The organism is Chitinophaga rupis, from assembly GCF_900109685.1.
GTDB lineage: Bacteria > Bacteroidota > Bacteroidia > Chitinophagales > Chitinophagaceae > Chitinophaga > Chitinophaga rupis.
Genome location: NZ_FOBB01000010.1, coordinates 103,529 through 128,587 on the forward strand (window position 1 = coordinate 103,529; position 25,059 = coordinate 128,587).

Consider the following 25,059-nt stretch of genomic DNA (forward strand, 5'->3'; position numbering starts at 1 on the left):
GGATAAAGGGTATAAATTTGAGGAAGATATCCTGCTTACCCGGAAATATAAGTTATGCCCACTTTCGTCTTCTTTAATGTTTCGGCACATGGTCATATAAATCCCACGCTTCCTATTGTTGCAGAACTCAGCAGGCGTGGACATACCGTTTATTATTTTGTGAACGAATCTTTTACAGCAGCGATAGAAAAGGCCGGAGGTATAGCCGTGGTATTGCCCGGAACACCAGGAAGCCAGCATATACCCCCACCGGGAGATAAAGAGATTGCACTATTACCGTTTTTAATGGCGCGCGAATCGCCACGTATAGTGCCGGCAATCCTGGAAAGGTTAAAAAGTATAAAAGCCGACTGCGTACTATTCAATACCATGCTGCTTGCTCCCAGAATCGTTTCGCGGATACTGGGGCTGCCCATTATCGGATTCAGGCCATTTCATAGTTCCAGGCAGCCGAAGCATAGTGAAATAAGCTCCGACCCGGATTTCAAATTATCTGCATATGCCGCGGAACAAGCACTTGCAGCGGTGGCAACATCTTATCAGCTTCCCCGGCTTTCATTACGGGAGTTGTATGCAGAAGTGCCGGGCCTAACGCTGGTGTTCCTGCCAAAAACATTCCAGGTTGAGGCTGCGCAATTTGATGAGCGCTTCCTGTTCGTAGGACCATCCTTCGTGGCGCCACCACTCATTCCATGGCCGGCAGCCACAGGCAGCGAATCAAAGACAACCAGGGTATATATTTCATTGGGAACACTCCGTAATAATGAACCTGGTTTTTACCGCATGTGCTACTCCGCCTTCCCGGCGCCAGACTGGAGTGTAGTTATGTCCGTAGGTGATCAGATCGACTTACAGGCACTGGAACCTGTACCAGCCAACTTTGCCGTAAAACGTTCCGTGCCGCAAACTGCCCTGCTCCCGCATGTGGACGTATTTGTTACCCATGGCGGCTTAAACAGCACCATGGAAAGCCTTTTTTATGGTATACCATTGGTTGTGCTGCCGACCATTAAGGAACAGGAAACAACAGCGGCGCGTGTGCGGGAATTGCAGCTGGGAATTGTACCGGACAAATCCAACCTTACTTCGGCATCACTTCGCGAAGCGGTAAATTACGTATTGCAGAATGAACAGATCAGGCAATTCTTACAGCACATGAAGAATGACATCCGCAGCGCAGGCGGCTATTTACGGGCTACCGACGCAATTACTGCATATTATCAGCAGGCGATCCAAACCAGGTGATCATATTAACCGCCGGCGCACAGAGTTAGTGCCTGTAATCACGAGCCGTAACTTTCCGGACGGGCATAACAGCGTTATATTCATCCAAACATCTTTTGATGCGAACAGTTTGCCGGGTGAAAATTGTAATAATGAACACAAGGCATAAGTTAACTCAATCAGTCAAAGTAAATTTTTTTAATTTCTTTTCTTGAGGCTTCCGCGCCTATTTCCATACGTCTGTCGTAAATTGCCCGCGAGCTTTTGCCTGCAAAATAACGAAGTTGGTCTTTGTTGTCTGTTGCCGCTTCATAGATAACTTCAGCTATTTCTTCAGGTGTTGAGGCAGGCTTAATCATACTCAACATTTTCCTCTCAGCTGCCTCATAAAATGGAAGTGGTTTCACGTCCGAATTGTGGCTGAACAAATCCGTATTCGTAGCACTCGGTGCAACAGTTTTAACACCAACGCCAAACATTGACAATTCGATTGACAAACATTCACTCCAACCTTCAACCGCCCATTTTGTGCCGTTGTAAACACTTGTGAATGGAAAGCCTGTATGTCCTCCAATAGAAGTTACATTAATAAATAAGCCACTTTTCTTTTCTCTGAAATGAGGTATGAAGGCTTGTGTAACGCGAACTGTCCCTAAAAAATTGGTGTCTATTTGTTTTACAATATTCTCTTCAGTAAAGGATTCCAGGGAACTCATCAAACCATAACCTGCATTATTCAACGCCACGTCTATTTCCATTAATGAAATGGCTTTGGATACTGTTGATTTTATTTGTTCAGGATTCGTAACGTCTAATGGCAAAATAGTTATATTTTTTAATTGCGTTAGTTCAGTTTCTTTTTCGGGATTTCGCATTGTTGCGATCACATTCCAACCTTTTGATTGAAACAATTTTGCGGTTGCTTTTCCAATTCCTGATGAAGCCCCTGTAATGAAGATTGTTTGCATTTTACGTTATTTTTATTGTTTACACGGCAAAGCTAGAATGAAAATAGTATACCTTTGATACTTGTATCCAAAAGGATACTTAATATTATGACGACGGAAGAAAAACGGTTTCAGGAGAAAATAAAGGCGATTCAAGATACCATGTTTGTAATTGGTGGTAAATGGAAAATACCGATAATTCTTTCTATTTACAGCGGAAACAAGCGGTTTAATGATATTTCAAATTCAATTCCGAAAATTACAAATCGTGTTTTGTCAAAAGAATTGAAACATTTAGAAGAAAATTTTTTGATTATAAGAAGCATCGTTAGCGATTATCCTGTCCGGATTGAATATGCTGTAACTTCTTATGGTTTGGGACTTGAAGAAATTGCAAAACCATTGGAAAGTTGGGGCAAAAAACACAAGCAAAAAATTAAAGGAAAATAACAATCGTTTTCATTCCAAAAATACGGGTAACAACACTTCATCTGCCATTATGTTATCTTTAGCTACTACTTAACCATACAAAAATCCTTGTACTGTCAGATCAAGTAGTAGCTATTACAAGCAGATCTTTATACCATACTCCAACAGCCACAAACCAAAAACGGCAGTAGCCCACGCCACTGCCGTTCCCATTAGATCTGTTCCTCTTACAATAACTCACCCATCCCGAACACCGTCAATCCTTTGGCAAATTGTTCATCTACGGCCCGATTGGCGGCTTCAATGTATTGGCCGGTTATGGGGTCAACAACGGTGCGTAATGGCCTGGTGCCTTTTGGGGCGCCGATCAGTTTTACAATAGCGTCAGCAACGTCCTGCGGGTTAGGATTTTTAGCCTGCATCTCTCCGCCCACTGCGGCTATCATTTTGTTTGGGATATCGGCAATCGCGCCATACCCCTCAAATACTCCCTGATCAGATGCAGGGTTGTTCTTTTGCTGCATTTCGGTAGGGAAAGCGCCCGGCTCCACAATAGCCACATCAATGCCTAAACGTTTCACCTCGTAATGAAGGCCCTCGCTTATTCCTTCCAGCGCAAATTTCGAGGCCGCATAAATGGTAGCGAACGGGAATGATACGCGGCCGAAGCCGCTGGTCACGTTAATGATCAGTCCATCGGCCTGTTTGCGCATGGCGGGCAGTACCTGTTTGATCAGCCGCCAGGGGGCATAAACGTTGATATCAAAGGTAGTGTGCACATCGGCCGTGGTAAAACTCTCCGCCACCCCGGTCATGCCGTAACCGGCGTTGTTCACCAGCACATCAATAGTGCCTTCTTTGGCCAAAACAGTTTTAACGGCCTGCTTCACGCTCTCATCATCAGTTAGGGTAACGTCCAAAACGGTCACATTCGCTACCGCTGCAAGTGCCGCGGCTTTATCGGCGTTACGGCCCTGCGTATCGCGCATGGTTGCGTACACCTGATGTCCTAAGGCCGCCACGCTGTGGACGGTAAGCCAGCCAAAACCACTATTTGTTCCCGTTATCAATACGATCTTTTTGCTCATCTTTTTTAGTTGTTTAAATGAATAAGCAAATGTCGAAAATGGTAACAACAAAACATTTACCATTTGGTAAAAAGCGCCGCTAACGAATATTACGGCGTATCCGGCTAAGTGATTGCTGGGTGATACCCAGGTAGGAAGCCACGTACGAAAGCGGGATGCGGTTAATAAGATTAGGAAAGCCCTTGATGAAGGACAGGTAACGTGTGGTGGCATCTTCTGAAACCAGCGGACTGCGGCGCTCCATAGCCAGCGTAAGGCACTTTTTTACCATGTTGGCCTTCATCATTTCCCAGCCCACAATGGTGTCGGATATATCGTCCCAGTCCTTTTTGGTAAACACAAGCACTTTGCAATCAGTAACGGCTTGTACATATTCTGAGGCCACGATCTGCGATTCAAATTTTTCGTTATCCACTACAAAATTACCTTCTTCTACAAAATAATTGGTGATTTCCTCACCCTTGTTGTTATAGTAACAAAAGCGGAAAACGCCTTCCAGCACGAACGCCACATACTGGGGCACCTTCCCGGCTTCCGATAGATAGTCGTCCTTTTTAAAGCCGAGAGTTTGAACCTTGCTCAGCAAAAACTCGATCTGCTGTTTGTTTAGGTGACCAAATTGCAGGATAAGATCTATTAGTGCTTCCATCACCTAAAGATAGTTTACAGTGCCGGGCATTCATTTACCATATGGTAAAAAATGAGGTAAGCCTGACACAAGCGCCAAAGCCTGCGAGATCTTCCAGAGTAAAAATGAAAGGCGGGTTTTCTGAAAAGTCCAGTTTGTTTTATTGAGCGGTCCATACTAACGGCGTTTTAGTGAAATGGCCGTATATCGGCCGAATGACGCCCTTTGCTTCCCTACCATCTTATTCAAAGGTTGTATGCACATTTCAATTGAAGGATTGCCGGAAATCCAATGGGCTTTGTTTGGTCTTGCTTTTAAATAACTTATTAAAAGACTGAGGATGCTCAAAACCAAGTTGATAGGCGATCTCACTTACGGACATACTCGTCGTAGATAATTTTTCTTTAGCTTTCTCGATTAGCTTCTCGTGGATGATCTGTTGCATCGTCTGACCGGTCAATTGTTTCAACAGGCTACTTAAATACTTAGAGGACATATTCAAAGCATCGGCAAAGTATCGTACCGTAGGCAACCCTTCAGAAAGCAGCGCTTCGTTGTTTAAATAGGTTCTTAAGATCTCTTCCACCTGGTTTAAGACCTGATGGTTAGTGATCTTTCGGGTGATGAACTGACGCTGGTAAAAACGTTCGGCGTAATTCAGCAAGGTTTCCAGATGTGAGATAATAATATCCTGGCTGAACTTATCCATATTGGAATAATATTCCGTTTTTACATTTTTGACCAGGTCATTGATCAATACTTCTTCCTTATCCGAGAGAAAGAGCGCTTCACTGGTAGCATAGCTAAAGTATTCGTATCGCTTGATCTTGGTAGCAAGCGGTGTGTTCCAAAGAAAGTCAGAGTGTACAAAAAGCATCCAGCCATCCAGGTCCGGAGGCACACCGTTCTCTTCGCCACGCAAGACCTGGCCGGGGGACATAAAGGCCATAAGCCCTTCGTCAAAATCGTATTTTTGTTGCCCGTAATGTAAGCCGTCACATCCTCTTTTCATTGAGATCACATACAAGTCGAATACGACCGCCTCTATACCTGTATCATTTCTCAGCCCTTTCAGATCAACGATGCTGATCAGCGGGTGATGGGGTTTAGGAAGCCCCATCAAACGGTGGATCTCCGTTATGGAAGTGATCCGGTAGGGTTTGCTGTTAGCCATACTGCAGGTTATTTAAATTTAAAAGGATACTTTAGCCATATCATAACTAATGGCATCGCTAAAAACGGGATCTCTATCAACGCGATGCGGTAATTTCCCGCCCGCAGCGCCAGCCCCATGATCATAACGATCAGGATCGCATTTAGCATATTGCCCAGGAAAAAGGTGCCAGGGAGGAGCAGGAGTACGCCGACCACTATAGCTACAGCAGCCAGATATGGAATGAACGCTTCGCTGATCCCTAAACTTTCCATCATCTTAACGGACTCCGGATTGCTTTTGTAATGTACGGTATCCCAGGCATGTTTAAAACTGAGCGTCACCGAAATGAGTAGTAGCAGTGCTGAAACAATGTTTTTTGCCATGGTTTAATTAAGGATAAAAGTATTCATGATGTAACCTCCAAGTATCGCTATCGGCACGCCGATCATTGCGCTTGCTAAAGCTCTTTTAGCCTTATTTGGATGCGTGTTTCTGTGTTTGAAATAAAGGAAGAATCCTATAGGAGGAAGGGCATTGGAAGTGACGAGCCAAAACCTGGACAGCGTATCTTTATTATCTTTCATGAGTATTGTTTTTATAATTTACTGAACTCTTTTCCATTTAAATGATTTGCCCACCAGGGGGATGCCTTTGTAGCCCCGGGTCTCAAGGTCATTAGGGCCTTTTAGTTTTCCTTTGATACTATAGGTGTTCCCATCCTGTACACTATACAATTTACCGTCCACGTATTCGCCATCCTTATAGATTAGACCAGTGATATGCGTAAGGCCCTGAACGGACCTGCCCCGGAGTTTTTCATTAGGATTTTTAAAGTCCTTCTTCGGGGTTTTGCCATCTGCTTCAAACATCTCTTTCGACCATAAGAGCTTAGCCGAGTATGTGTTGCCTGATTTGAACACCCCGATCTTGTAATCATCACATTGCCATACCCCTGTGATTTGGTCTGCAGGTAGTTTCTGCGCGAAAGATGCCAGTGATAACAGCAGCATAAACACTGCCAGTATTGATTTTTTCATATCTGATTGTTTATTGCTGATTATTCAGTTTTTTGAATTTTTCAAATTCTTTGTGTCCTAACTTCATCAATTGGCTGGGCATCAGCCTGCTTAGAAATTTTACTACATTCACCAGGAATGGCTTGATCTCAGGCGTGTCATTCAAAAGTCCTTTAATGGCTACACTGACCAGTTTATCCACATCCATCATTTGGCTCGGATTAGGTGGCAGTACCCAATCATTCTGAAGATTGGTATTTACGCCCGGAGGGATCAATTCGAACACCTTGACACTGGTTTTGTTCAATTGGAGGCGCAGGGCCAGGGAGTAAGCATGAACTCCTGCTTTTGAAGCGCTATAGACCGGAGCGGTGGAGTAAGGCATAAAAGCAATGGCGGAGGAAACGTTCACAATTGCCGCCGTACGCTTTTTGATCAGGTGCGGCAGAAATTGATGAACCATCCGGATCGTTCCCGTAAGATTAATATCAATCTCACGGGTGATGTTTTTCAGGTCCTTACTGGCGTCCTGAACGTCAAGCAACCGCATTTCACCCGCATTGTTAACGATCACATTCAGATCAGGAAATTGCTGTGTCACCACTTCATACAGGCGCTCAATATCCTGCGGATCACTTACATCACTCTGAAAGACGTGTATTTTGGGAAAACGTCTTTTGGTATCATTTAAGGTTTCCTGTTTACGACCTGTAACGATGATCGTTGATCCCTGTTCGGTAAGTTGCTTAACAAGTTCCAAACCTATACCGCTGGTTCCTCCTGTGATCAGGATGGTGCTGTTCTTTAAATCCATATTTTTCTCACTAATTTGTTGATGTAAAGTTCAGCCAATGCCAATGAGCAGATGTATCCAAAAGTCACGAAGTTGTAGTAAAAAGGAAGATTGCCGGCTTTTATAACAGACAAGCAGCACTTCAACTTAACCTGAAAAACATAAATACCATTTGGTTTGTTAAAGCAATTTCAGCACGAACGAAATTGTTTAAAAGATCAGAGAACTGAGCCCCAGTCCTTCAGCCTTCCTAAAAACGAAAAAAGCAGGGAAGTTTCCTTCAGCATCATGCCGATATAACTTTTGTTATAGTGAATTTGTAAAAAGGGAATGCCAATTTTATAGTATGAACCCAATTCTTATCAGCATTGTGGAAGATATCACCGAAATAAGGGAAGGATTGCGCTTTATTGTCAATCAAACCGCTGGATTTCAATTCGTATCAGCTTAGGACAACGCAAAATGAGCTTTCCGGTCGCGAAATGGAAGTATTGATGCTGCTTGCCAAAGGATTATTGTACAAGGAGATCGCCACAAAATTATCCATTTCTAGCGGCACGGTAAGTCAACATATCCACAACATCTACGGGAAACTGCATGTGTATAACCGTACTGAAGCGCTCAATAAAGTATTGGGCAAGCATTTGGGATGACGGCTCAGTCAGTTTGCTTCCAAATCTAACTTTTGTTCTATTGATGCCGGTTTTAGCAGGACATAGTTTTGTTGGCATAAATAACCTAGCACTATGTTCATGAAACTTTATCCATCGCTTCTTTTTTTGTTGTGCTTTCCCACATTCATTTTTGCGCAGGCAGACCGTAAAGGCGCTTATGGGAACCTGGCAATTGGCTATGGAACCTACTCATTGGACCTGTATGCTTATGCAGGTGGCCGTGACTTATACAACGATCAGACATTTTCGGGTTTGATACTGTCATTGGGCGTTGAGAAGAAATCCGCCTGGCAAAAAAATAAACTCGTGTTCGATGTTGGTGGAGAGCTGACCGGAGGCCTTGGTATCAAGTCCGATATAAAGGCCAATGGCAATACAGAGGGTGAAAGTAAAGGTGGGTATGCTTTGGGTATTAAAGGATTGTTCAAAATGGGATACTTATTTCCAAAGAATGAAGGCGCTATCGTACCGCTGATTGGTATGGGGCCATATTTTAACTACATCAATAGCGGCGGAGAGAATGCAGAAGCTAACTATATCTATGGCTTGCAGGCATCACTCGGCGTCGATTTTAAAGTGAAACGAATGGTGTTTACTCCGGAGATTCATTTCGGCCTGGCCAGTTGGGGCTCTTCCGATGAAATGGAACAAAATGGGCAGCCGGGCATGTTCGAAATAAAAGTAAAGATTGCCAAACAATTTTAACCAAGATTATCCTGTATGAAAAATGTCGCTTTTATCCTATCAGCGTTCCTTTTTCCACTGAGTTTATTTTGCCAGACGACAGAGTTTTTCACTGCGGATTGGAAAAAAACAAAGAATAAGGAGAAGGCTTCTTACTACCGTATGATCGCTTATGGCGCCAACGGACAGCCGACAGGAATAGTCAACGACTATTACATCAGCGGGCAGCTTCAGTGGCGTGGATACATTACCTCTATTGATAAAAATGGTACAGAAACACGGAGCGGCTGGTGTACCTGGTTTTATCCCAATGGTCAGTTTCAACAGCAAAGCTTTTATTTTAATGGCAGGCTTGACAGTACCACCTATTATTGGAACGAAAACGGCGATCTGACAGGAGAAGAAGATTATAAGGACAACGTATTACATGGCGCCTGGATCAGGTATTTCCCGAATAAGAAGCCGAGATTGGTAGCGGCCTACAACAATGGAAAACTCGTAGGAAATGTGTATCTGGAATATGATGAAAACGGTATTCCTGCAGCCGTGTATCCTGAGTTTTTCGACAATGCGGCTGAATGGACGCTTTTTAATGGTAAGGATTATACCTCCGAAGTAAAAGAGCGGAAACTTTGGCTCAATACCAGGACAGGTTATTATCGTACCTATGGCTACAAATATATGAAGCTGGATGCGGCGGGCATTTTTTCCATAGAGGCTGCGGTAACGCTCGATAAAGCTGGCAGCGGTTTTAAAAGCCACGGCATCATGTGGGGTGTTAAGGATCAAAGCAACTACGATTACTTTATCATCAGCGACCAAGGTTCCTTTCAAACGGGTTATGTTCAAAACGGTATTGATGTAAAGACCTTGGCGTGGACCAGCACGTCAGCCATAAAACAGGGGAAATCGCCTAATCTGCTTAAGGTTGTAAAAGCAAACAACGAGTATATTTTTGTCATCAATGGACAGGTAGTTGCTACCGCACCATTCCAGCCGTTGATGGGCAATTATGCCGGTGTAACCGTTGCTTCCGGTATTGAGCGTATATATGTCGACCGGTTTATTGTACAACAGGAGGCGGGTGCTGCGCCAGAAGAGAAAAATACCCCAACGGTTGGTGACGTTGAGTGGAATGCCAGTGGCAGTGGCATATTAATCGACAGGAATGGTTTTATCGCTACGAACGAGCATGTGATCAAAGGTGCCCAGGTTATTGAAGTGGAATTTGTGAAGAATAATGTTAAGTATACCTTTAACGCAGAAGTAATAAAGGCAGACGAGGCACAGGATCTGGCCATTCTAAAAATTAATGATACCCGTTATAATGCTTTCAAGCCGTCTGCGTTGCCATACGGCATTACTACAAACCTATTGGATATCGGCTCCGGTGTTTTTGCACTCGGATATCCCGAGATGTGGAAGTTGGGGAAAAACATAAAATTCACCGATGGCAAAATAAGCGCGCAGACGGGTGCTCAGGATAATCCTTACTGGTACCAGATCACGGTGCCCATACAGCATGGCAATAGTGGAGGACCGCTTTTTGACAATGATGGAAACCTGGTCGGCTTGACTAACGCCGGATTTGTGGGTCAGATGGATAATGTTGGTTATGCGATCAAAAGCAGCCTGCTTGTGCAAATGTTAGGCAGTAGTTTTCCCGGAACATACACCACACCCCTCAATATAATTAAGGAAAAGCCGCTCACCGAAAAAATTAAGATATTGAAATCCTATGTGCCTTTAATCAAAGTAAAACTGAAGGACCAGTATATAAACAAGTAAGCCGTCCCGACCAAAGCCAAACGGCACCATTTGAAGACAAATGGTGCCGTTTTTATATCCTAAAAGATCTGTTTTGAGTCAGGGGGGGCTTTTTATGAGCTAATTTCAAGCTTATAACCTTTGCCACGTATAACAACAATCCTGACGTTCGGATCAAATTCCAGCTTTTTTCTGAGTTTTGATATGAACATATCAAGGCTGCGGCCTACTACAACACCTTCATCTTCCCATATCTCTTTTTGTAGCCGGCTTCGCTCTATAGCCTCGTTAGGCGACATCGCGAAAATGCGTAGTACACGGGTTTCAGTTCTGGTTAATTCTATGGCCTTTCCATTTATCATGAGCTTACGAGCCTCCGTGTCGAACGAAATTGACCCCAATGTGAATATATCAGTATGCCGGCTGCTGGGTAAGTCAGTATTCTGACTATCGATTAAGGCCTTCCGCGGCTTAACAGGTCTCAAAAAAATAAATCCGGCTAATGCTAAAAATGACATTGTCCCCAGGAAATATTTAGTCTTTGCTGTAATGATAGCCGTTGGTTTAAATTTAATGTTGATCATGTAACATGCTTTGGGTTGCTTTCTTCCTAAACAGGCTACAATATCATCTTTCTTATCTTTTGATATAGCATATCCATAAGCTACACTGGCATCTGCACAGTTCAGTACCTTAACAACATAATCATGTGCAAGCGGGTCTCCGGCTAACAAACGCCGGGTAGTATTCACCAGGAGGCCGGGTTGAAAAGTAAGATCATTCTCAAAACTGACCTGGTATTCATTTTCGGCGATCTTTTTTACCGGAAGTACCCGTGATGTGCTGTCGCCGGACTGTAATAATATTTCATGCCCGATCCGGCGGAGTAGGATCTCTCTCCGGGCGACATCATAGTCGTTGCTGCCAGCCATACTGAAAGCCAGGCCGATTATAGAGATAAACATGAGTAGCAACAATCCACCCACGTACTTACGCTTTCCGGACAGGAGATTTCGGATATCAGGCATAATGTCAAGATATTATTTACAAAGGTTACATTTTAATTTACAATCCAGATGCCGCGGTCTGAAAGATATCAAAGTATTTTTGTTGCATCAACTTTAAAAGGATACGAAAAATAAAAAAAATGCCTTAAACGGATCTGATTTATCTGGAAATCTATGACAATTAAACCAACAAAAAACATGAAAAAAGTTACTTATGCGCTGATCTTACTGCTGGTTGTGGTAAGCGGACTAGTATTTGCCAATCGCGAAATCAAAAATGAAGATTCTAAAAAGCTGTCTCCAAAAGCGCTTACCGATGCTGAAAGGAGTGCAGCAAGGAAACAATGGGAGGCCACCCCTGCCGGCATAAATTTCAAAAAATGGGAAGCGTCCCCCAAAGGGAAAAAAGTGTATGCCGCTGAAGCTAAAATAAGGAAGCACATTAAAGATTATACCAATATGGAGGCAGTGGTAACCTCTCTTTCTCTTCCGCCAGGCTCACGATTAGGTTTCGGAGTGATGGCCAGGATTAATGGTGACGATTATATTCTCAGGTTTGACGATGAGCCTCAGCAGCTACGTAGTCTGAAGGTTAACGACAAAATAATTATAAGAAGCCATGGCGTATCGCACGCGCCCAAGTATGCATATCCAATAGTATCGGGCGAATATGCAGAACGGGATAGTAAAGTACTTTATAAGCATGCCCCCCGCAAAGGCGGTTGTTAAGGATTAAATAAATTATGAAATACATTCACTTATATAGTCTGTTCCTGATGCTTGTTTTTCACACCTCCTGTGATGGACAAAACCAAACAAATGCATCACAAGATAATTTCAGTAAAGAGCACAATGGCCACTCCGAGTCTCAAATTAAAGAGTTGGCTACCTCCAAGGTGCCCGTGAGTCAGGTTCGGCATGTAAAGCAAGCCAGAAACGGAGACATTTTGATTGCTGCAGCATGGGGTGGTGCTTTTCGTTACGATGGAAAATCGTTTACTAATCTCACCAGTAGTAAAATAGGTCCGCACAGATTCTGGGATGTTCTGGAAGATCGGCATGGAAACCTTTGGCTCGCTTCCACTGATTCCGGAGTTTATAATTACAATGGAAAAGCCTTTCAGCATTTCACAACCAGGGAGGGACTTGCCAATAATCGGGTTATGTGTATTTATGAAGATAAAGCCGGTAATATCTGGTTCGCCACCGGGGGTGGAGCAAGCCGTTACGACGGGCAATCTTTTCAAAATTTCACAACGAAAGAAGGACTTTCCAATAATGATCTTACTACCATCATGGAAGACAAAACCGGGAAAATATGGTTTGGCACAAGGGGCGAGCCCTGTTTTTATGATGGAAAAACATTTACCATTTTCAAAAACAAAGATGGCAAAGCGTTTAAAAACGTTTGGTCAATAATCGAAGATAAAAAAGGAAGCATTTGGTTCGGTGACGTTGATGGTCTTTGGCGCTATGACGGCAGCACCTTTACTAAGGTATCGCAGAGGGGGGCTTATGCAATAATCGAAGATAAAAAAGGAAACATCTGGACTACTGGTGAAGTAAATTTTAACGGCTGGGCACTCTCACGTTATGATGCAAAGTCCTTGTACAACAAAAAGCCTACTGTAACCGAAATTATATCAGGACCACCAGCTTTTTTGGGACTTTTAGAAGCTAACGATGGAAGTATTTGGTTCGGATCTGGAAGTGGGGTGCATCGTTATGATGGAAAGACCTTTACGGACTTTAAAAGTGCAGCCGGTCAGAAGTAATATGTATTGCCGGCAATTTTAAGATGGAGTGATGCTTCAAGCGGTACATTTTCGGCACCGGCAAGTGGCCGACATTTTTACCCGGTGGACTCTTAATCACTCACACATAATTTACTTCATCGAGCCTGAAGGCCTTCGCGGCCTTCAGGTTTTTTCTATTCCTGCATTTTTTCGTTTTATATTACTTCACATTCTTTTCTGTTTAAATACTTATTTTTGACTTAGCATACGCTCCGTTCAACGGATGGAAGACATTTAAACAGACCTCCGCGGGCATAAAACAGTGATACCTTTTGCAACGAACCAATGCTCATAGCAATTCAGCGTTATACCCAAACGTTCAATTATTCGTCCTGACCAATAGCATTGTATCGCCACGGTATTTTTCTTTTGAAATTTATGGAATTCAGCAACGACATCATCTTCTTATTGAATATTCTAGTTTAGAAGGCATTGGCGTTTGAAATCCTATGTCCGGATGGCCACGCGGCATCCGCCATATTATCATGACCCAAAAAGTAAGTCCCTTAAGAAAGGAGTTATATTTTTTTAAGAAGTTCTCAGCAAAAAGACTGTTTGAAAGCCAATGAAGAAAGATTGGTTTTTGCTTTGAAAACCTTGCTGAACTTTACTGTTCAAATAAAAGCAATAGCATTGAAATATCTACTAAAATCAGTTCCAATGAGAAAAGTTTTATTGATTACTTTGGGGATAAGTGTCTTTTTTTTTGCATCGTCTCAAGCGCAGAGCATTTCTCTGGCTCCTAATAGCGTCATTCCTTATCAGGTGACTGTTACGCAGTCAGATTATAAAGGCAGAAACGCGCTGGCTTTACAAATACAGGAGACCGCGGCATTCATTAACGAAAAGACCGTTGCATTGCTCAAAAACACCGATTTTCATAATGGTATCATTGAAGCAACAATTTCAGGACAACCACAAATGAATGCCGGAGAAGGCGCACGTGGGTTTGTTGGCATTGCCTTTCGAGTGAGTAAGGATACCTCCAAAATGGAGCTGTTTTACATTCGTCCAACCAACGGCCGGGCAAATGACCAGGTACGAAGGAATCATTCGACTCAGTATGTTTCGTTGCCGGGCTACCCCTGGGATAGATTGCGGGAAGAAACACCAGGAAAATACGAGGCTTATGCCGATATGATGCCAGCTGAATGGATCAGAGTGAAAATTGAAGTAAAAGATGAAACGGCCAAATTCTATATCAACGGTGCTGAACAACCTACTTTAATTGTCAATGACCTGAAGCAGGGCAAAGATCTGCGTGGAAGCGTAGGACTCTGGATTGGTCCGGGAACGCTGGGTTATTTTACAGATGTGAGCATAAATAAACTCGATTAGCAGTTTCGAATCCAGCCTGTTGAACACCCAGGATACGCAACTGCTGCGTAATGCTGGCAAAGGATCCGATCGACTTAACAAAGTAGTGGAAAAGGAAGGAGCCTGCAAGCGAAACACTTGCGGGCTCCTGTCTGTATATTCACTGAGGTCTTATCAACTAATCTGTAATAGACACTATTTAACCGTACCCTATTGAAAGCTAAGGCAACATTTGATCTTACATTTAATCAACATAGCGGGATATCCAGAAAGTATAAAACTGAACATAAAGTGTGCGGAACCGTACAATTAATCAAATTAAAGAAATCGCAACTGGATGATTATTAATGTGTAAAAAAACAGGCACTTTTCTGGCTACTATTCTGCTGCATTCTTAAACTAAGAGTATGTTCAAAAACTATCTCCTCCTGGCTCTCCGCCAACTTCGCAAGAACCGCGGCTACTCTTTTATCAATATCTTCGGTCTCGCCACCGGCCTCGGTATCTGTCTGCTGATCGTCCTGTACGTCACCGATGAGCTAAGTTACGATCGCTACAACGTCAACGCCGACCGCATCTATCGGATCGATGAGGATCTATACTTTAATAACACCCAATACGACGCTGTCACCACATCCAAATTTTTCGGTCCCACTCTGGTCGCTTCGTATCCGAAGATCCAGCAAATGGTCAGGTTCCGCTACCCGGGCGGCCTGCTGGTGAGGAAGGGCAACGATCACGTCCTCGACCATCACTTTGTCTTTGCCGACTCGACCATCTTCAAGGTCTTCACCCTGCCTATGATCGCCGGCGACCCCAATACCGCCCTCAACGATGCTCATTCGATTGTGATCGATGAAACTGCCGCCCGCCGTTATTTCAACAGCACCGATGTCATCGGCCGCACGCTGGAGGTTGGTGCCGACAATACACTTCTCACGATCACCGGGGTCATCCGGGACATGCCGGAACAGTCCCAGTTCCATTTCAGCTTCATTCGCCCAATGCGCGAATCCTGGACCTTTAATGACCCCAGCGACAACAACTGGGTAAGTAATGCTTATTATACCTATATCCTTGTCCAACCCGGCACTACGCGAGCCGAGGTCCAGAAGGATGTGGACGAAGTCGTCAACCTCCACATCAGTCCGGCCCTCCAGCAAATGTTCCACACTTCGGGTGCCGACCTCGAGAAAGCGGGTAATCATTTCCGGTGCCCCATCTTCCCCCTCACCGACGTGCATCTCCATTCCAATAAGTCCAGTGAGTTCGAAGCCAACAGCAATATCCAGTTCGTATACATCTTCTCTGTCATCGCCGTGCTCATCGTCCTGATCGCCTGCGTCAATTTCATGAACCTCAGCACCGCCCGCTCCGCCAACCGCGCCAAGGAAGTGGGCATCCGCAAGGTCGCCGGCTCGACAAAAGGACACCTCATCCTCCAGTTCCTCACCGAGTCCATCCTGCTCAGCCTCCTCTCTCTCGTCCTCGCCCTTTGCATCGCTGTGCTGCTGCTACCGATGTTCAATCAGCTTGCCGGCAAATCGCTCAATCCCAACGTGCTCTTCAGCGGCCGGTTCCTGCCCGTCCTCATCCTCCTGGCGCTGGTGGTCGGCTGTCTCGCAGGCAGCTACCCCGCCTTCTACCTTTCCTCTTTTCAGCCGATCCATGTATTAAAAGGAAAGATAGCCGCAGGCTTTAGGAGCAGCTGGCTTCGTAACAGCCTGGTGGTCTTTCAATTTTTTATTTCTATTGGACTCATCGTCAGTACGCTCGTCATCTATCGCCAGCTGCACTATATTCGAAATAAGGAAGTTGGCTTCAATCGGGATCATGTACTCGTCATCCATGGTACCTGGCCGCTCGGCCAGGATGGCACGACCAATCTTCGCAAGAACCTGCTCACCCTTGCCGCGGTCACCGACGCAACCGTCACCCCCGACATCCCCACCGTCGATGGCCATTACTGGCAGGAAGGCTGGTTTCCGGATGCCTCGCTCGACGCCAGGAAGGCGATCATCATGACCACACTCAGGGTCGACGACCATTATATTCCTACCCTCGGCATGCAGATGATCAAAGGCCGCAACTTTGACCTCGCGCAATTTCCTACCGACTCCACCGCCATCATCCTCAATGAAGCCGCCGTAGCGATGCTCGGCGTGAAGGACCCGCTCAATCTGATCCTTTACAATCACGATGATCAGTTCAAGCTTCTCACCTTTCATGTCGTTGGCGTCGTAAAGGATTTTAACTATAACTCCATGCATGACAAGATCCACCCCCTTCTCATGGTGGTCAACACGTCTAACTGGAGCAACATTGCCGTCCGCTTCCACACGAATGATGTTTTCAGTCTCGTCCGGCAGGTCGAAGGTAAGTTCCATGCGGCCAGGCAAGGATTGCCCTTCAGCTACACCTTCATGGATGACGACTTTAATAAACTGTATCACACCGAGCAGCAGACCGCCCAGGTCTTCATCACCTTCGCCGTCTTCGCCATCCTCATTGCCTGCCTCGGGCTCTTCGGCCTCGTTACCTATGCTGCCGAACAACGCACCAAGGAGATCGGGATCCGCAAGGTCCTCGGCGCCAGCGTCAGTGGTATCGTCGGCCTCCTCAGCAGGGACTTCACGATGCTTGTCGGGATCGCTGCGCTCATTGCCTTCCCCGTCGCGTGGTGGGCGATGTACAAATGGCTCGAGACGTTTGCCTATCGTACGGAGATCAGCTGGTGGATCTTCCTCGTGGCCGGTGCCGTCGCCCTAGCCATTGCCCTGTTGACGGTCAGTATTCAGACCATCCGCGCGGCCCTCGCCAACCCGATAAAATCCCTCCGCAGCGAATGATTTCGACTTTGGATTTGTAAGATTAACCCTTGACTTATATTTCTTATTTGTTGGTTCAAGTAGTGGCTATTACAACTAGTCCACTTTTAAGCCTTTCAGGGCCTTTGCCAATAGCAAAGTCAAATTTTGTAGTTCGCTCTCACTGAGAATATTACCAATTTGTGTGGTTACATTTTTGCGGAAGCTTTCCGATCCGTCAATAAGTAGTTTTCCTTTTTCAGTCGCATTTAAATAAAATGTTCTACGATCTGCACTTCCCTGTTCCTGGGTTAAAAGATTATTTTCAATCAGGAACTTCAATTGCCTGGAGATAGCCGGTTGACTGACCCCGAGATTCCGGGCCAGCTCCTTGCCATTCATTTTGCCTTTTCTATATACAAGTTCGACGATGTTATAATGCGTTGCTGTGACTCCATTGTAATCGCTCTTGTTCATGTGGGCTAAAATAAAACACTGAAAATCAGTAAATACTTCAAAAAACATTTGTTGGTTCGCATTCATCACGAAAATGATTAACTTCGTTAAATATTAACAAAGTTAATAAAAAGAAGCATGAAATCCATTATTGTAACCAACGCCAGGCAGAATAACCTGAAGAACCTATCACTGTCCATACCCAAAAACAAGATAACCGTATTTACCGGGGTTTCCGGCTCGGGCAAATCCTCCCTGGTTTTCGAAACGATAGGAGCCGAAGCCCAACGGCAGATAAACGAAACGCAAAATAGTTTTGTAAGAAACCGGTTACAGCATCTTGGAGTAGCCGATGTTGAAAAAATTGAAAATCTCAATGTGCCTGTGATCATAAACCAAAAGAGGCTGGGCGGAAATGCCAGATCAACAGTCGGCACGGCCACGGACATTTATGCATCACTAAGGCTGCTTTTTTCCCGGATGGGCAGTCCTTTCGTTGGCTACTCCAATGTATTCTCTTTTAATCATCCCCAGGGGATGTGCCCCGAATGTGAAGGTTTAGGCTTCACTCAAACTGTCGATATAAAGAAACTGATAGACCCGGAAAAGACGCTTAATGAAGGCGCCATCCGGTTTCCAACTTTTCAGCCGGGTGGGTGGCGATGGACAAGATATGTATACTCAGGATATTTTGACAACGATAAAAAATTGAAAGATTATACTGCCCGGGAACTTGATCTGCTCCTGTATGCCGAAGAGCACAAACCTAAAAAGCCAGGCAGGGAATGGGGGAAAACAGTAAAGTATGAAGGCATTATCCCCCGAATTGAAAAAGGCTTTTTGACAAAGGATTCCAAAGAAAATATGACAAGAAAAGATTCCCTTAATAAGGTGGTAGTCAGAAAACCCTGCGCTTCCTGTCATGGACAACGATTAAACAAGCAAATTTTGTCCTGCAGGATCGGAGGTAAAAATATTGCGGATTGTGCAGCGCTTTCCATTGACGATCTGCTTATTTTCATAGAGGGGCTGACCTCCAAACCTTATGCGTCGATTATAAAGGAATTATCAATGAAACTACAGAACCTGATGAATATCGGGCTTCAGTATCTAACACTCGACCGGCGTACGGATACCTTATCAGGTGGTGAATCCCAGCGGATAAAAATGGTCAAGCACCTTGGGAACAGCCTGGTTGACCTTCTCTATATTTTTGATGAGCCAAGCATTGGCCTGCATCCCCATGACCTGAAAAATATTGCTGAAATTATCGGGCAGATAAGAGATAAAGGAAACACGGTTCTCATAGTCGAACACGATCCTGATCTGATAAAGATTGCAGACCATATCGTGGACATGGGGCCAGGCTCGGGTAAAAAGGGAGGCAAAATTATATACCAGGGCAGCTTTTCAGCATTAAAAAAATCAACCGGAAAGACCGGCCTTTACTTTTCTGAAAAACCAGTATATAACAGGAAGCCACGCCAGCACGAAGGTTATCTGGTGATTGAAAATGCAGATCTGCATAACCTGAAAAATATCGATGTTAATATCCCGAAGTCGGTAATGACGGTGGTTACCGGGGTCGCCGGTTCAGGAAAAAGTACGCTCATCAATAAAATTTTGCCACTGCGTTACCCCGAAGTGAAGATCATCGATCAGTCAATGTTTGTAGCAAGCTCCCGTTCAACTTTGCTGACGTACCTTAACCTGTCAGATCCCATACGAAAGCTTTTCGCCTCAGCCAATAAAGTATCAGACCGGCTTTTCAGCAGAAACAGCGATGGGGCATGCCAGAACTGCAAAGGGCTTGGGATTGAAAAGATAGACCTGGCCTTTATGGATGACATAGAACAACCTTGTGAGGTTTGCGGTGGCTCGGGATTCAACCCGGATGTTTTACAATATCTTTTTAACGGCAAGGATATCACCCAGGTAATGGACATGACCGTTAATGAGGCTAAGACATTTTTTACCGATGATCAATTCCATCACGAATTCGACCTGTTAACCAAGCTTGGCATGGACTACCTTACCCTGGGCCAAAGACTGGACGGGTTCTCCGGCGGTGAAAGACAACGGCTAAAGCTCGTCAAAGAACTCAGGGAAAGCAATAACATTGTTGTACTTGATGAACCAAGCACAGGATTGCATCCCAGCGACACTAAAAAACTATTGCGTTACCTAAATGATCTGGTAACCAATGGCAATACACTGATTGTTATTGAGCATAATCTGGACATTATCGCACAGGCGGATTGGATTATCGACATTGGCCCTGGTGCGGGCAAGTTCGGAGGTAGGGTTATCTTTGAAGGCACTCCCGAAAATTTGCTTTCAAATAATTCTTCAGCAACCGGACAACACCTCAAAATTCATTTGGGCCTGTAAGTCTGGACGGTTTCCAGCATGCCAATCTTACAAAGATTTATTATTTATTTATAAGATTGATATTATCACATCAATTATAAAACTTGTATATTGAATTCAAATGTGTTGATTAATATAATTTTTACTATGGTGATTATTAACAGTTTTGAAGAATACAAATCTTTTGAAGGACAAATTTTAGGAGTTTCGGACTGGCACAGAATTAACCAGGAGCAAATTAATAAATTTGCCGATGCGACATTAGACCATCAATGGATACATGTTGATAAAGACCGGGCAAAAAACGAAGGCCCCTTTAAGTCAACGATTGCACACGGTTACCTGACGCTAGCTCTTATTCCTTACCTATGGAAACAGATTGCTGATGTAAGAAATGTAAAAATGGAGATCAATTATGGGATCGAAAACTTCAAGTTCGGCCAGCCTGTGTTGGTTGACAGCGAGATCCAATTACAGGCTAAGGTAAAATCAATAACAAACCTCAGGGGAACCGTGAAGGCGGTTATCGAAGCAACTTTAATGCTCAGAGACAATCCCAAACCGGTGTATACAGGAGATGTGATATTCCTGTATCATTTCAATTAATTGAGGCAAATTACCAGGGATATGGGACAACATCCAACCTGGCGCAACAGCGTTCACTGTGCTGCCACGAGACCCTGACTCTATTGCGGGCTTCTGTGACGGTTAAATAACGATTTTTGCAAATATGGAAAAGAACACTTTATATCAGAGCGGCTTCCTGCTAAACCGAAAATGGTTCGAAATCGGGACCGCACTTGAACTAGTGATGATGCCCCCGGGTGTTCAAATGGATCCGGATTAAAGCAATAGCGTTGCCTAACCTGGCCGGATACCACTGAAATAATGGTTCCCACCTTCATCATCGAACTCTTCACCGATGGATAATTCCGAAGTTGAAATTAGCAATCTATATTGTTCAGCTCCTAAAGATCTCGAGGCTTGTTCCGTCATCGCATCTTTCCACTCAATTTTGTCAAGAGGAGCGGTGAACAATAATTTTCCGCCGGGATTCAAAGCTGCAGCCATTTTGTGGATTAAGGTCCGCTGAGTTTCTTCAGAGAGCAGAAACATCAATCCAACGGAAATAATGCCATCGAAGGTGCGGTTAAAAAAAGGAGACCGCTCAACTGATTCACAAACAACAGGCACACCGGGAAAATTATGCCGGAAGTCTTCAACCATTTTTGGAGATGCATCCACTGCATAGGCATTCAATCCGGCCTCAAGCAGTATCTTAGTGACCGGAATGCCGGTTCCGCATCCAAGATCCAGCACTACGGAACCTGCCTTTAACGTTCGGGCCCAGGCGCGGGCAGTTGACGCACCTATTCCATTAATCGCCCGGCCTCTCCCCTTAATATATATTTCTGCAATGCTTTCGTAGCCATTTGACTCGTCTGTCATAGTTAGGTTTGAGTTTAAAATAACTGATACAAATTGATTCCAATGACATGCAAACAGTCATGAAATCCCATGCACATTCCGTCGCCATCAAATGTATTGATTTCTTGTATTGTGTCTCCATTTCTCTTTGGTTTAATTACTCTCAATGGAAACGGCATATTGGTCATTTTACAAACGTCCGGTGCCCCTGTCCCTGACATAATTAGTCCATATAATTAAGTATGACAGAATAACAGTTAAGATCGTACGAAGATCACCGGTCCCGCGGTAGCCGGCCTCCACCCTGAAAGGGCTGTGCATCCACGCCCAAAGGCCGGGAATATTGAGCGGATCTTTAAAACCATATTTAGGGGGCCTATTCACCGCATAGATCTGAAACATTTTCCGCCGTTATCTGCAACATATGAGTACCCCATTTCCAGGAACATCCGGGTATTTTTACTCCATTCAGTTAAGAGAAAGATTCCCGTTATGAAAATACGTTTGCTACCGCGAAGCTTCTCGGGGTCATCCCTGCATAATGTCATCCTGTCAGCACTTTCGCCAATTACCCGGTCAGGGGTAGCGCGTATCTTTTGCCAGTTTTTCTCCGTCACTGTATTCTTTTAACCCGTTTAGAATTATTGATCTACCTAAACCATTAACCTGTATGAAAACAACACTACCTACACTATTTAAAGAGTGTATCCTATGGCCTTTTATTTCCGGATGCTTTATGTCTGCTAAAGTACGCCCGCAATTCAGGCAAAAAGCACTTGCCTTTCTCTGGTTACTTCCCATTATTATTGCGCTTCAGGGCTATGAAGCGAAGGCCCAGACCGGCTACACCTGGAAGAATTTGCCTATTGGCGGTGGCGGATTTGTTTCCGCGGTCATTCCCAGTAAAACCGAGCAAAACCTGGTCTATGCCCGGACGGATGTGGGAGGCGCCTACCGCTGGAATGCTTCCACTTCCAGCTGGGTACCTTTGTTAGATTGGGTATCTGACAATGAAGTTGGTTACCTGGGTGTTGAGTCTTTGGCCATAGATCCCAAATTGCCCAGCAGAGTGTATATGCTGGTAGGAATCTCCTATTTCAACGGTGGCAAAACAGCTATTCTGCGGTCTTCCGATTATGGCAACTCCTTTAGCGTTACAGATGTTACCAACCAATTCAAGGCCCACGGCAATGGCATGGGGCGGCAAAGCGGTGAAAAGCTTGTAGTAGACCCTAACAACAGCAACATTCTATACTGCGGCACGCGGTGGAACGGATTATTCAGAAGCACCGATGCCGGCGCCACCTGGACCCGGTTAAGCTCACTTAATGTAACCACCACCCCGAATGAAAACGGGATAAGCTTTGTGATCTTAGACGGAAGCAGCGTCTCCGGCGGTGTTACCCAAAGGATCATTGTGGGGGTATCACGCAGTGGAAGCACCAACCTGTACCGCAGTGATAATGGCGGGCAGTCCTTTTCTGCTGTTGCCGGCGCTACTACCAGCTTTATGCCGCACCGGGCAGTGCTGGCCAGTAATGGCACCCTGTTCATCACTTATGGCAACGGTGCGGGGCCGAGCGGGCATTGGTCACTACCGGAGCCCATGGATAACGGGCAGATCTGGAAGTACAACATTTCCACCGGCGCATGGACCAACATCACCCCTTCCGGTTTCAGCAGGGCATTCGGAGGGATCAGCGTTGCGCCTAATAATCCCAACAGGCTTGTAGCTTCTACTATCAACACCTATATGAACCAGAACGGCGCCTGGGGCGACAGGATGTTCCTGAGCACAGACGGCGGTTCCAGCTGGGTGGATGTGGTGGACCGGGGATTTACCATGAACCCCGATGGCATTACCTGGGTTAGCGGGCATGCCATCCATTGGGCCGGCTCTATAGAATTTGATCCCTTTAATACGGAAAAGGTTTGGGTTACTTCTGGCAATGGCATTTTTGTAAATGACAACATCAGCTCCAGCGGTACCTGGCGATTTGCAGTAAAAGGGCTCGAAGAAACCGTGCCGCTTGGCCTGGAAAGTATTCCCAATGGTCCGGTGGTATCTGTTATTGGCGACTATGACGGATTCAGACATACCAATGTTGATCAATACGCCCCCATTCACAATCCGCAAATGGGCACCACCACCGGATTGGCAGTAGCTGCTCAAAACACCGGCAAAATTGTGCGGGTAGGCAACAACATGTATTACTCCAATAATATGGGATCAACCTGGACCCAGAATAGCATGAATGGCAGCCAGGGACAGGTGGCATTATCCGCTAACGGTAATACGGTTCTGCATTCGCCGAAGGAATCTTCTACCACCTACCGGTCAACGGATAACGGATCTTCCTGGTCAACGGTAAGCGGCTTAAGCTTTACCGAAGCACGGCCGGTTGGCGATCCGGTTAATTCCAATAAATTCTATGCATACAATCCCGGAAATGGGGCGGTATTGGTTAGCACCAACGGCGGCGCTTCATTTTCTCAGGCCGGTTCAGTTGCCAGCGGCGGTTCAAAGATCATACGGCTGGCACCCGGAGTGGAGGGGCATGTTTGGATAGCTTTGAACGGTGGCGGGCTGGCACGTTCAACTAATTCCGGGCAATCCTTTTCAACCATAAATGGTGTCGGCAATTGCGGAGCCGTTGGTTTTGGGATAGCTGCTTCCGGGGCAAATTATCCTACCATCTTCATTTGGGGTACCATCAACAATGTCAGAGGTCTTTACCGCTCAACAGACCAGGGGACTTCCTGGGTGCGTGTAAATGATGATGCGCATGAATATGGCGGTCCGGGTAACGGGCAATTCGTGCAGGGAGATATGAATATTTTCGGGAGAGTATATATGAGCACAGCAGGCAGAGGTATCGTTTATGGAAGCCCGGCCGCCTGTACGCCTACTGCTATCACACCATATTTAAATGTAAATAACGGCGCCTGGCAGCAGACAGCCAATGCTTCTCTGGCTGCAGGCGGCAGCGTGCAGTTTGGCCCTCAGCCTACGCAGGGCGGCTCCTGGAGCTGGAGCGGGCCGAATAATTTTAGCGCTGCTACACGGGAAGTATACCTTTCAAATGTCCAGGCCAGCCAGGCCGGGAACTACGTGGCCACCTATACGAACAGCGGAGGATGCAAAAGCACGCAGACCTTTAATATCTCCCTGAACGGCTCTTTACTGAGAGCAGGCATTAGTGATACTTCGGCTGCCAGCATTAATGAGGATGCTGTCAGCATTTATCCGAACCCCTCCAATGAGGGAAGGTTTACGATCCTGCTGAAGGAGATCTCAAAACATGCGATCGTGAGGGTTTATGATAATCAGGGCAGAATGCTTTATGAAAAGAAAACGCAGGGTAGTAATAAAATAGAGATCGATTCGCGGTTGAATGCAGGGTTCTATGTCGTTACGGTAGATTCGGAAGGTTCCAGTTTTACGAAGAAGCTCATTGTTCATTGACAAATT

23 protein-coding genes are annotated in these 25,059 nt (G+C 45.2%); 12 read left to right on the top strand and 11 right to left on the bottom strand.

The genetic code is table 11. The features are described 5' to 3' along the window. Positions 1-54: 54 nt before the first annotated feature. Positions 55-1,245, top strand: coding sequence for a macrolide family glycosyltransferase (locus tag BMZ54_RS27760; protein WP_089919692.1), 1,191 nt, complete (start codon positions 55-57; stop codon positions 1,243-1,245). Positions 1,246-1,403: 158 nt separating this feature from the next. Here the strand turns inward: BMZ54_RS27760 and BMZ54_RS27765 are convergent, their stop codons facing one another. Beyond that, a complete protein-coding gene (locus BMZ54_RS27765; RefSeq protein WP_089919695.1) occupies positions 1,404-2,192 on the bottom strand; it encodes an SDR family oxidoreductase in 789 nt (262 codons plus the stop codon). 87 nt (positions 2,193-2,279) lie between these two features. Here BMZ54_RS27765 and BMZ54_RS27770 point away from each other — a divergent pair, with 87 nt between their 5' ends. Next, positions 2,280-2,621, top strand: coding sequence for a winged helix-turn-helix transcriptional regulator (locus BMZ54_RS27770; protein ID WP_089919970.1), 342 nt, complete (start codon positions 2,280-2,282; stop codon positions 2,619-2,621). 206 nt (positions 2,622-2,827) lie between these two features. Here BMZ54_RS27770 and BMZ54_RS27775 read toward each other — a convergent pair whose 3' ends face one another. From BMZ54_RS27775 to BMZ54_RS27805, 7 genes are all read right to left on the bottom strand, one after another. After that, the gene (locus BMZ54_RS27775) at positions 2,828-3,688 is read right to left on the bottom strand and encodes an SDR family oxidoreductase (protein WP_089919697.1); all 861 of its coding nucleotides are present in this window, start codon (positions 3,686-3,688) and stop codon (positions 2,828-2,830) included. Between the two features lie 79 nt (positions 3,689-3,767). Beyond that, positions 3,768-4,337, bottom strand: a complete 570-nt coding sequence (locus tag BMZ54_RS27780; RefSeq protein WP_089919699.1) for a Crp/Fnr family transcriptional regulator — start codon at positions 4,335-4,337, stop codon at positions 3,768-3,770. Between the two features lie 244 nt (positions 4,338-4,581). Continuing rightward, the gene (locus BMZ54_RS27785) at positions 4,582-5,490 is read right to left on the bottom strand and encodes a helix-turn-helix domain-containing protein (protein WP_089919701.1); all 909 of its coding nucleotides are present in this window, start codon (positions 5,488-5,490) and stop codon (positions 4,582-4,584) included. 8 nt (positions 5,491-5,498) lie between these two features. Beyond that, on the bottom strand, positions 5,499-5,855 hold the full coding sequence (locus BMZ54_RS27790; protein WP_089919704.1) for a hypothetical protein: 357 nt from the start codon (positions 5,853-5,855) through the stop codon (positions 5,499-5,501). A 3-nt stretch (positions 5,856-5,858) separates the two neighbouring features. After that, positions 5,859-6,056 carry a hypothetical protein gene (locus BMZ54_RS27795; RefSeq protein WP_089919705.1) on the bottom strand — a complete coding sequence of 66 codons (198 nt, stop codon included), beginning with the start codon at positions 6,054-6,056 and terminating at the stop codon, positions 5,859-5,861. An 18-nt stretch (positions 6,057-6,074) separates the two neighbouring features. Then, positions 6,075-6,509 (bottom strand): DUF2147 domain-containing protein, encoded by a 435-nt coding sequence (locus BMZ54_RS27800; protein ID WP_089919707.1) that lies wholly within the window; start codon positions 6,507-6,509, stop codon positions 6,075-6,077. A gap of 10 nt (positions 6,510-6,519) precedes the next feature. Beyond that, positions 6,520-7,302 carry an SDR family oxidoreductase gene (locus BMZ54_RS27805; RefSeq protein WP_089919709.1) on the bottom strand — a complete coding sequence of 261 codons (783 nt, stop codon included), beginning with the start codon at positions 7,300-7,302 and terminating at the stop codon, positions 6,520-6,522. Positions 7,303-7,691: 389 nt separating this feature from the next. Here BMZ54_RS27805 and BMZ54_RS27810 point away from each other — a divergent pair, with 389 nt between their 5' ends. The 3 genes from BMZ54_RS27810 (at position 7,692) to BMZ54_RS27820 (ending at position 10,427) form a co-directional block, all read left to right on the top strand. After that, a complete protein-coding gene (locus tag BMZ54_RS27810) occupies positions 7,692-7,934 on the top strand; it encodes a response regulator transcription factor (RefSeq protein ID WP_262487624.1) in 243 nt (80 codons plus the stop codon). A gap of 93 nt (positions 7,935-8,027) precedes the next feature. Next, a complete protein-coding gene (locus BMZ54_RS27815) occupies positions 8,028-8,660 on the top strand; it encodes a hypothetical protein (protein WP_143081163.1) in 633 nt (210 codons plus the stop codon). Between the two features lie 15 nt (positions 8,661-8,675). Further along, positions 8,676-10,427 (top strand): trypsin-like peptidase domain-containing protein, encoded by a 1,752-nt coding sequence (locus BMZ54_RS27820; RefSeq protein WP_089919715.1) that lies wholly within the window; start codon positions 8,676-8,678, stop codon positions 10,425-10,427. Between the two features lie 92 nt (positions 10,428-10,519). Here BMZ54_RS27820 and BMZ54_RS27825 read toward each other — a convergent pair whose 3' ends face one another. Next, positions 10,520-11,434 carry a winged helix-turn-helix domain-containing protein gene (locus BMZ54_RS27825; protein ID WP_089919717.1) on the bottom strand — a complete coding sequence of 305 codons (915 nt, stop codon included), beginning with the start codon at positions 11,432-11,434 and terminating at the stop codon, positions 10,520-10,522. Between the two features lie 177 nt (positions 11,435-11,611). Here BMZ54_RS27825 and BMZ54_RS27830 point away from each other — a divergent pair, with 177 nt between their 5' ends. The 4 genes from BMZ54_RS27830 to BMZ54_RS27845 all read left to right on the top strand — a co-directional run bounded on the left by BMZ54_RS27830 (position 11,612) and on the right by BMZ54_RS27845 (position 17,375). Next, positions 11,612-12,142, top strand: coding sequence for a hypothetical protein (locus BMZ54_RS27830; protein WP_089919972.1), 531 nt, complete (start codon positions 11,612-11,614; stop codon positions 12,140-12,142). 14 nt (positions 12,143-12,156) lie between these two features. After that, on the top strand, positions 12,157-13,188 hold the full coding sequence (locus BMZ54_RS27835) for a ligand-binding sensor domain-containing protein (RefSeq protein ID WP_089919719.1): 1,032 nt from the start codon (positions 12,157-12,159) through the stop codon (positions 13,186-13,188). Between the two features lie 576 nt (positions 13,189-13,764). After that, on the top strand, positions 13,765-14,547 hold the full coding sequence (locus BMZ54_RS27840) for a hypothetical protein (RefSeq protein ID WP_202909380.1): 783 nt from the start codon (positions 13,765-13,767) through the stop codon (positions 14,545-14,547). A gap of 386 nt (positions 14,548-14,933) precedes the next feature. Beyond that, on the top strand, positions 14,934-17,375 hold the full coding sequence (locus tag BMZ54_RS27845; RefSeq protein ID WP_089919720.1) for an ABC transporter permease: 2,442 nt from the start codon (positions 14,934-14,936) through the stop codon (positions 17,373-17,375). A 75-nt stretch (positions 17,376-17,450) separates the two neighbouring features. Here BMZ54_RS27845 and BMZ54_RS27850 read toward each other — a convergent pair whose 3' ends face one another. Then, a complete protein-coding gene (locus BMZ54_RS27850) occupies positions 17,451-17,876 on the bottom strand; it encodes a MarR family winged helix-turn-helix transcriptional regulator (RefSeq protein WP_089919722.1) in 426 nt (141 codons plus the stop codon). Positions 17,877-17,927: 51 nt separating this feature from the next. Between BMZ54_RS27850 and BMZ54_RS27855 the strand changes: the two genes are divergently transcribed. Both BMZ54_RS27855 and BMZ54_RS27860 read left to right on the top strand, forming a co-directional pair. Next, a complete protein-coding gene (locus tag BMZ54_RS27855) occupies positions 17,928-20,180 on the top strand; it encodes an excinuclease ABC subunit UvrA (protein WP_089919724.1) in 2,253 nt (750 codons plus the stop codon). Positions 20,181-20,306: 126 nt separating this feature from the next. Beyond that, a complete protein-coding gene (locus tag BMZ54_RS27860) occupies positions 20,307-20,765 on the top strand; it encodes a MaoC family dehydratase (RefSeq protein ID WP_089919726.1) in 459 nt (152 codons plus the stop codon). Positions 20,766-21,020: 255 nt separating this feature from the next. Here BMZ54_RS27860 and BMZ54_RS27865 read toward each other — a convergent pair whose 3' ends face one another. After that, positions 21,021-21,608, bottom strand: coding sequence for a class I SAM-dependent methyltransferase (locus tag BMZ54_RS27865; RefSeq protein WP_089919728.1), 588 nt, complete (start codon positions 21,606-21,608; stop codon positions 21,021-21,023). A gap of 649 nt (positions 21,609-22,257) precedes the next feature. Between BMZ54_RS27865 and BMZ54_RS27875 the strand changes: the two genes are divergently transcribed. After that, positions 22,258-25,053, top strand: coding sequence for a T9SS type A sorting domain-containing protein (locus tag BMZ54_RS27875; RefSeq protein WP_143081164.1), 2,796 nt, complete (start codon positions 22,258-22,260; stop codon positions 25,051-25,053). The last annotated feature ends 6 nt before the right edge of the window (positions 25,054-25,059 follow it).

What these genes read in the sequence shown, in the direction of transcription:
- BMZ54_RS27760 (WP_089919692.1), top strand. Translation starts at nt 55, where the DNA reads ATGCCCACTTTCGTCTTCTTTAATGTTTCGGCACATGGTCATATAAAT.
- BMZ54_RS27765 (WP_089919695.1), bottom strand. Translation starts at nt 2,192, where the DNA reads ATGCAAACAATCTTCATTACAGGGGCTTCATCAGGAATTGGAAAAGCA.
- BMZ54_RS27770 (WP_089919970.1), top strand. Translation starts at nt 2,280, where the DNA reads ATGACGACGGAAGAAAAACGGTTTCAGGAGAAAATAAAGGCGATTCAA.
- BMZ54_RS27775 (WP_089919697.1), bottom strand. Translation starts at nt 3,688, where the DNA reads ATGAGCAAAAAGATCGTATTGATAACGGGAACAAATAGTGGTTTTGGC.
- BMZ54_RS27780 (WP_089919699.1), bottom strand. Translation starts at nt 4,337, where the DNA reads ATGGAAGCACTAATAGATCTTATCCTGCAATTTGGTCACCTAAACAAA.
- BMZ54_RS27785 (WP_089919701.1), bottom strand. Translation starts at nt 5,490, where the DNA reads ATGGCTAACAGCAAACCCTACCGGATCACTTCCATAACGGAGATCCAC.
- BMZ54_RS27790 (WP_089919704.1), bottom strand. Translation starts at nt 5,855, where the DNA reads ATGGCAAAAAACATTGTTTCAGCACTGCTACTACTCATTTCGGTGACG.
- BMZ54_RS27795 (WP_089919705.1), bottom strand. Translation starts at nt 6,056, where the DNA reads ATGAAAGATAATAAAGATACGCTGTCCAGGTTTTGGCTCGTCACTTCC.
- BMZ54_RS27800 (WP_089919707.1), bottom strand. Translation starts at nt 6,509, where the DNA reads ATGAAAAAATCAATACTGGCAGTGTTTATGCTGCTGTTATCACTGGCA.
- BMZ54_RS27805 (WP_089919709.1), bottom strand. Translation starts at nt 7,302, where the DNA reads ATGGATTTAAAGAACAGCACCATCCTGATCACAGGAGGAACCAGCGGT.
- BMZ54_RS27815 (WP_143081163.1), top strand. Translation starts at nt 8,028, where the DNA reads ATGTTCATGAAACTTTATCCATCGCTTCTTTTTTTGTTGTGCTTTCCC.
- BMZ54_RS27820 (WP_089919715.1), top strand. Translation starts at nt 8,676, where the DNA reads ATGAAAAATGTCGCTTTTATCCTATCAGCGTTCCTTTTTCCACTGAGT.
- BMZ54_RS27825 (WP_089919717.1), bottom strand. Translation starts at nt 11,434, where the DNA reads ATGCCTGATATCCGAAATCTCCTGTCCGGAAAGCGTAAGTACGTGGGT.
- BMZ54_RS27830 (WP_089919972.1), top strand. Translation starts at nt 11,612, where the DNA reads ATGAAAAAAGTTACTTATGCGCTGATCTTACTGCTGGTTGTGGTAAGC.
- BMZ54_RS27835 (WP_089919719.1), top strand. Translation starts at nt 12,157, where the DNA reads ATGAAATACATTCACTTATATAGTCTGTTCCTGATGCTTGTTTTTCAC.
- BMZ54_RS27845 (WP_089919720.1), top strand. Translation starts at nt 14,934, where the DNA reads ATGTTCAAAAACTATCTCCTCCTGGCTCTCCGCCAACTTCGCAAGAAC.
- BMZ54_RS27850 (WP_089919722.1), bottom strand. Translation starts at nt 17,876, where the DNA reads ATGAATGCGAACCAACAAATGTTTTTTGAAGTATTTACTGATTTTCAG.
- BMZ54_RS27855 (WP_089919724.1), top strand. Translation starts at nt 17,928, where the DNA reads ATGAAATCCATTATTGTAACCAACGCCAGGCAGAATAACCTGAAGAAC.
- BMZ54_RS27860 (WP_089919726.1), top strand. Translation starts at nt 20,307, where the DNA reads ATGGTGATTATTAACAGTTTTGAAGAATACAAATCTTTTGAAGGACAA.
- BMZ54_RS27865 (WP_089919728.1), bottom strand. Translation starts at nt 21,608, where the DNA reads ATGACAGACGAGTCAAATGGCTACGAAAGCATTGCAGAAATATATATT.
- BMZ54_RS27875 (WP_143081164.1), top strand. Translation starts at nt 22,258, where the DNA reads ATGAAAACAACACTACCTACACTATTTAAAGAGTGTATCCTATGGCCT.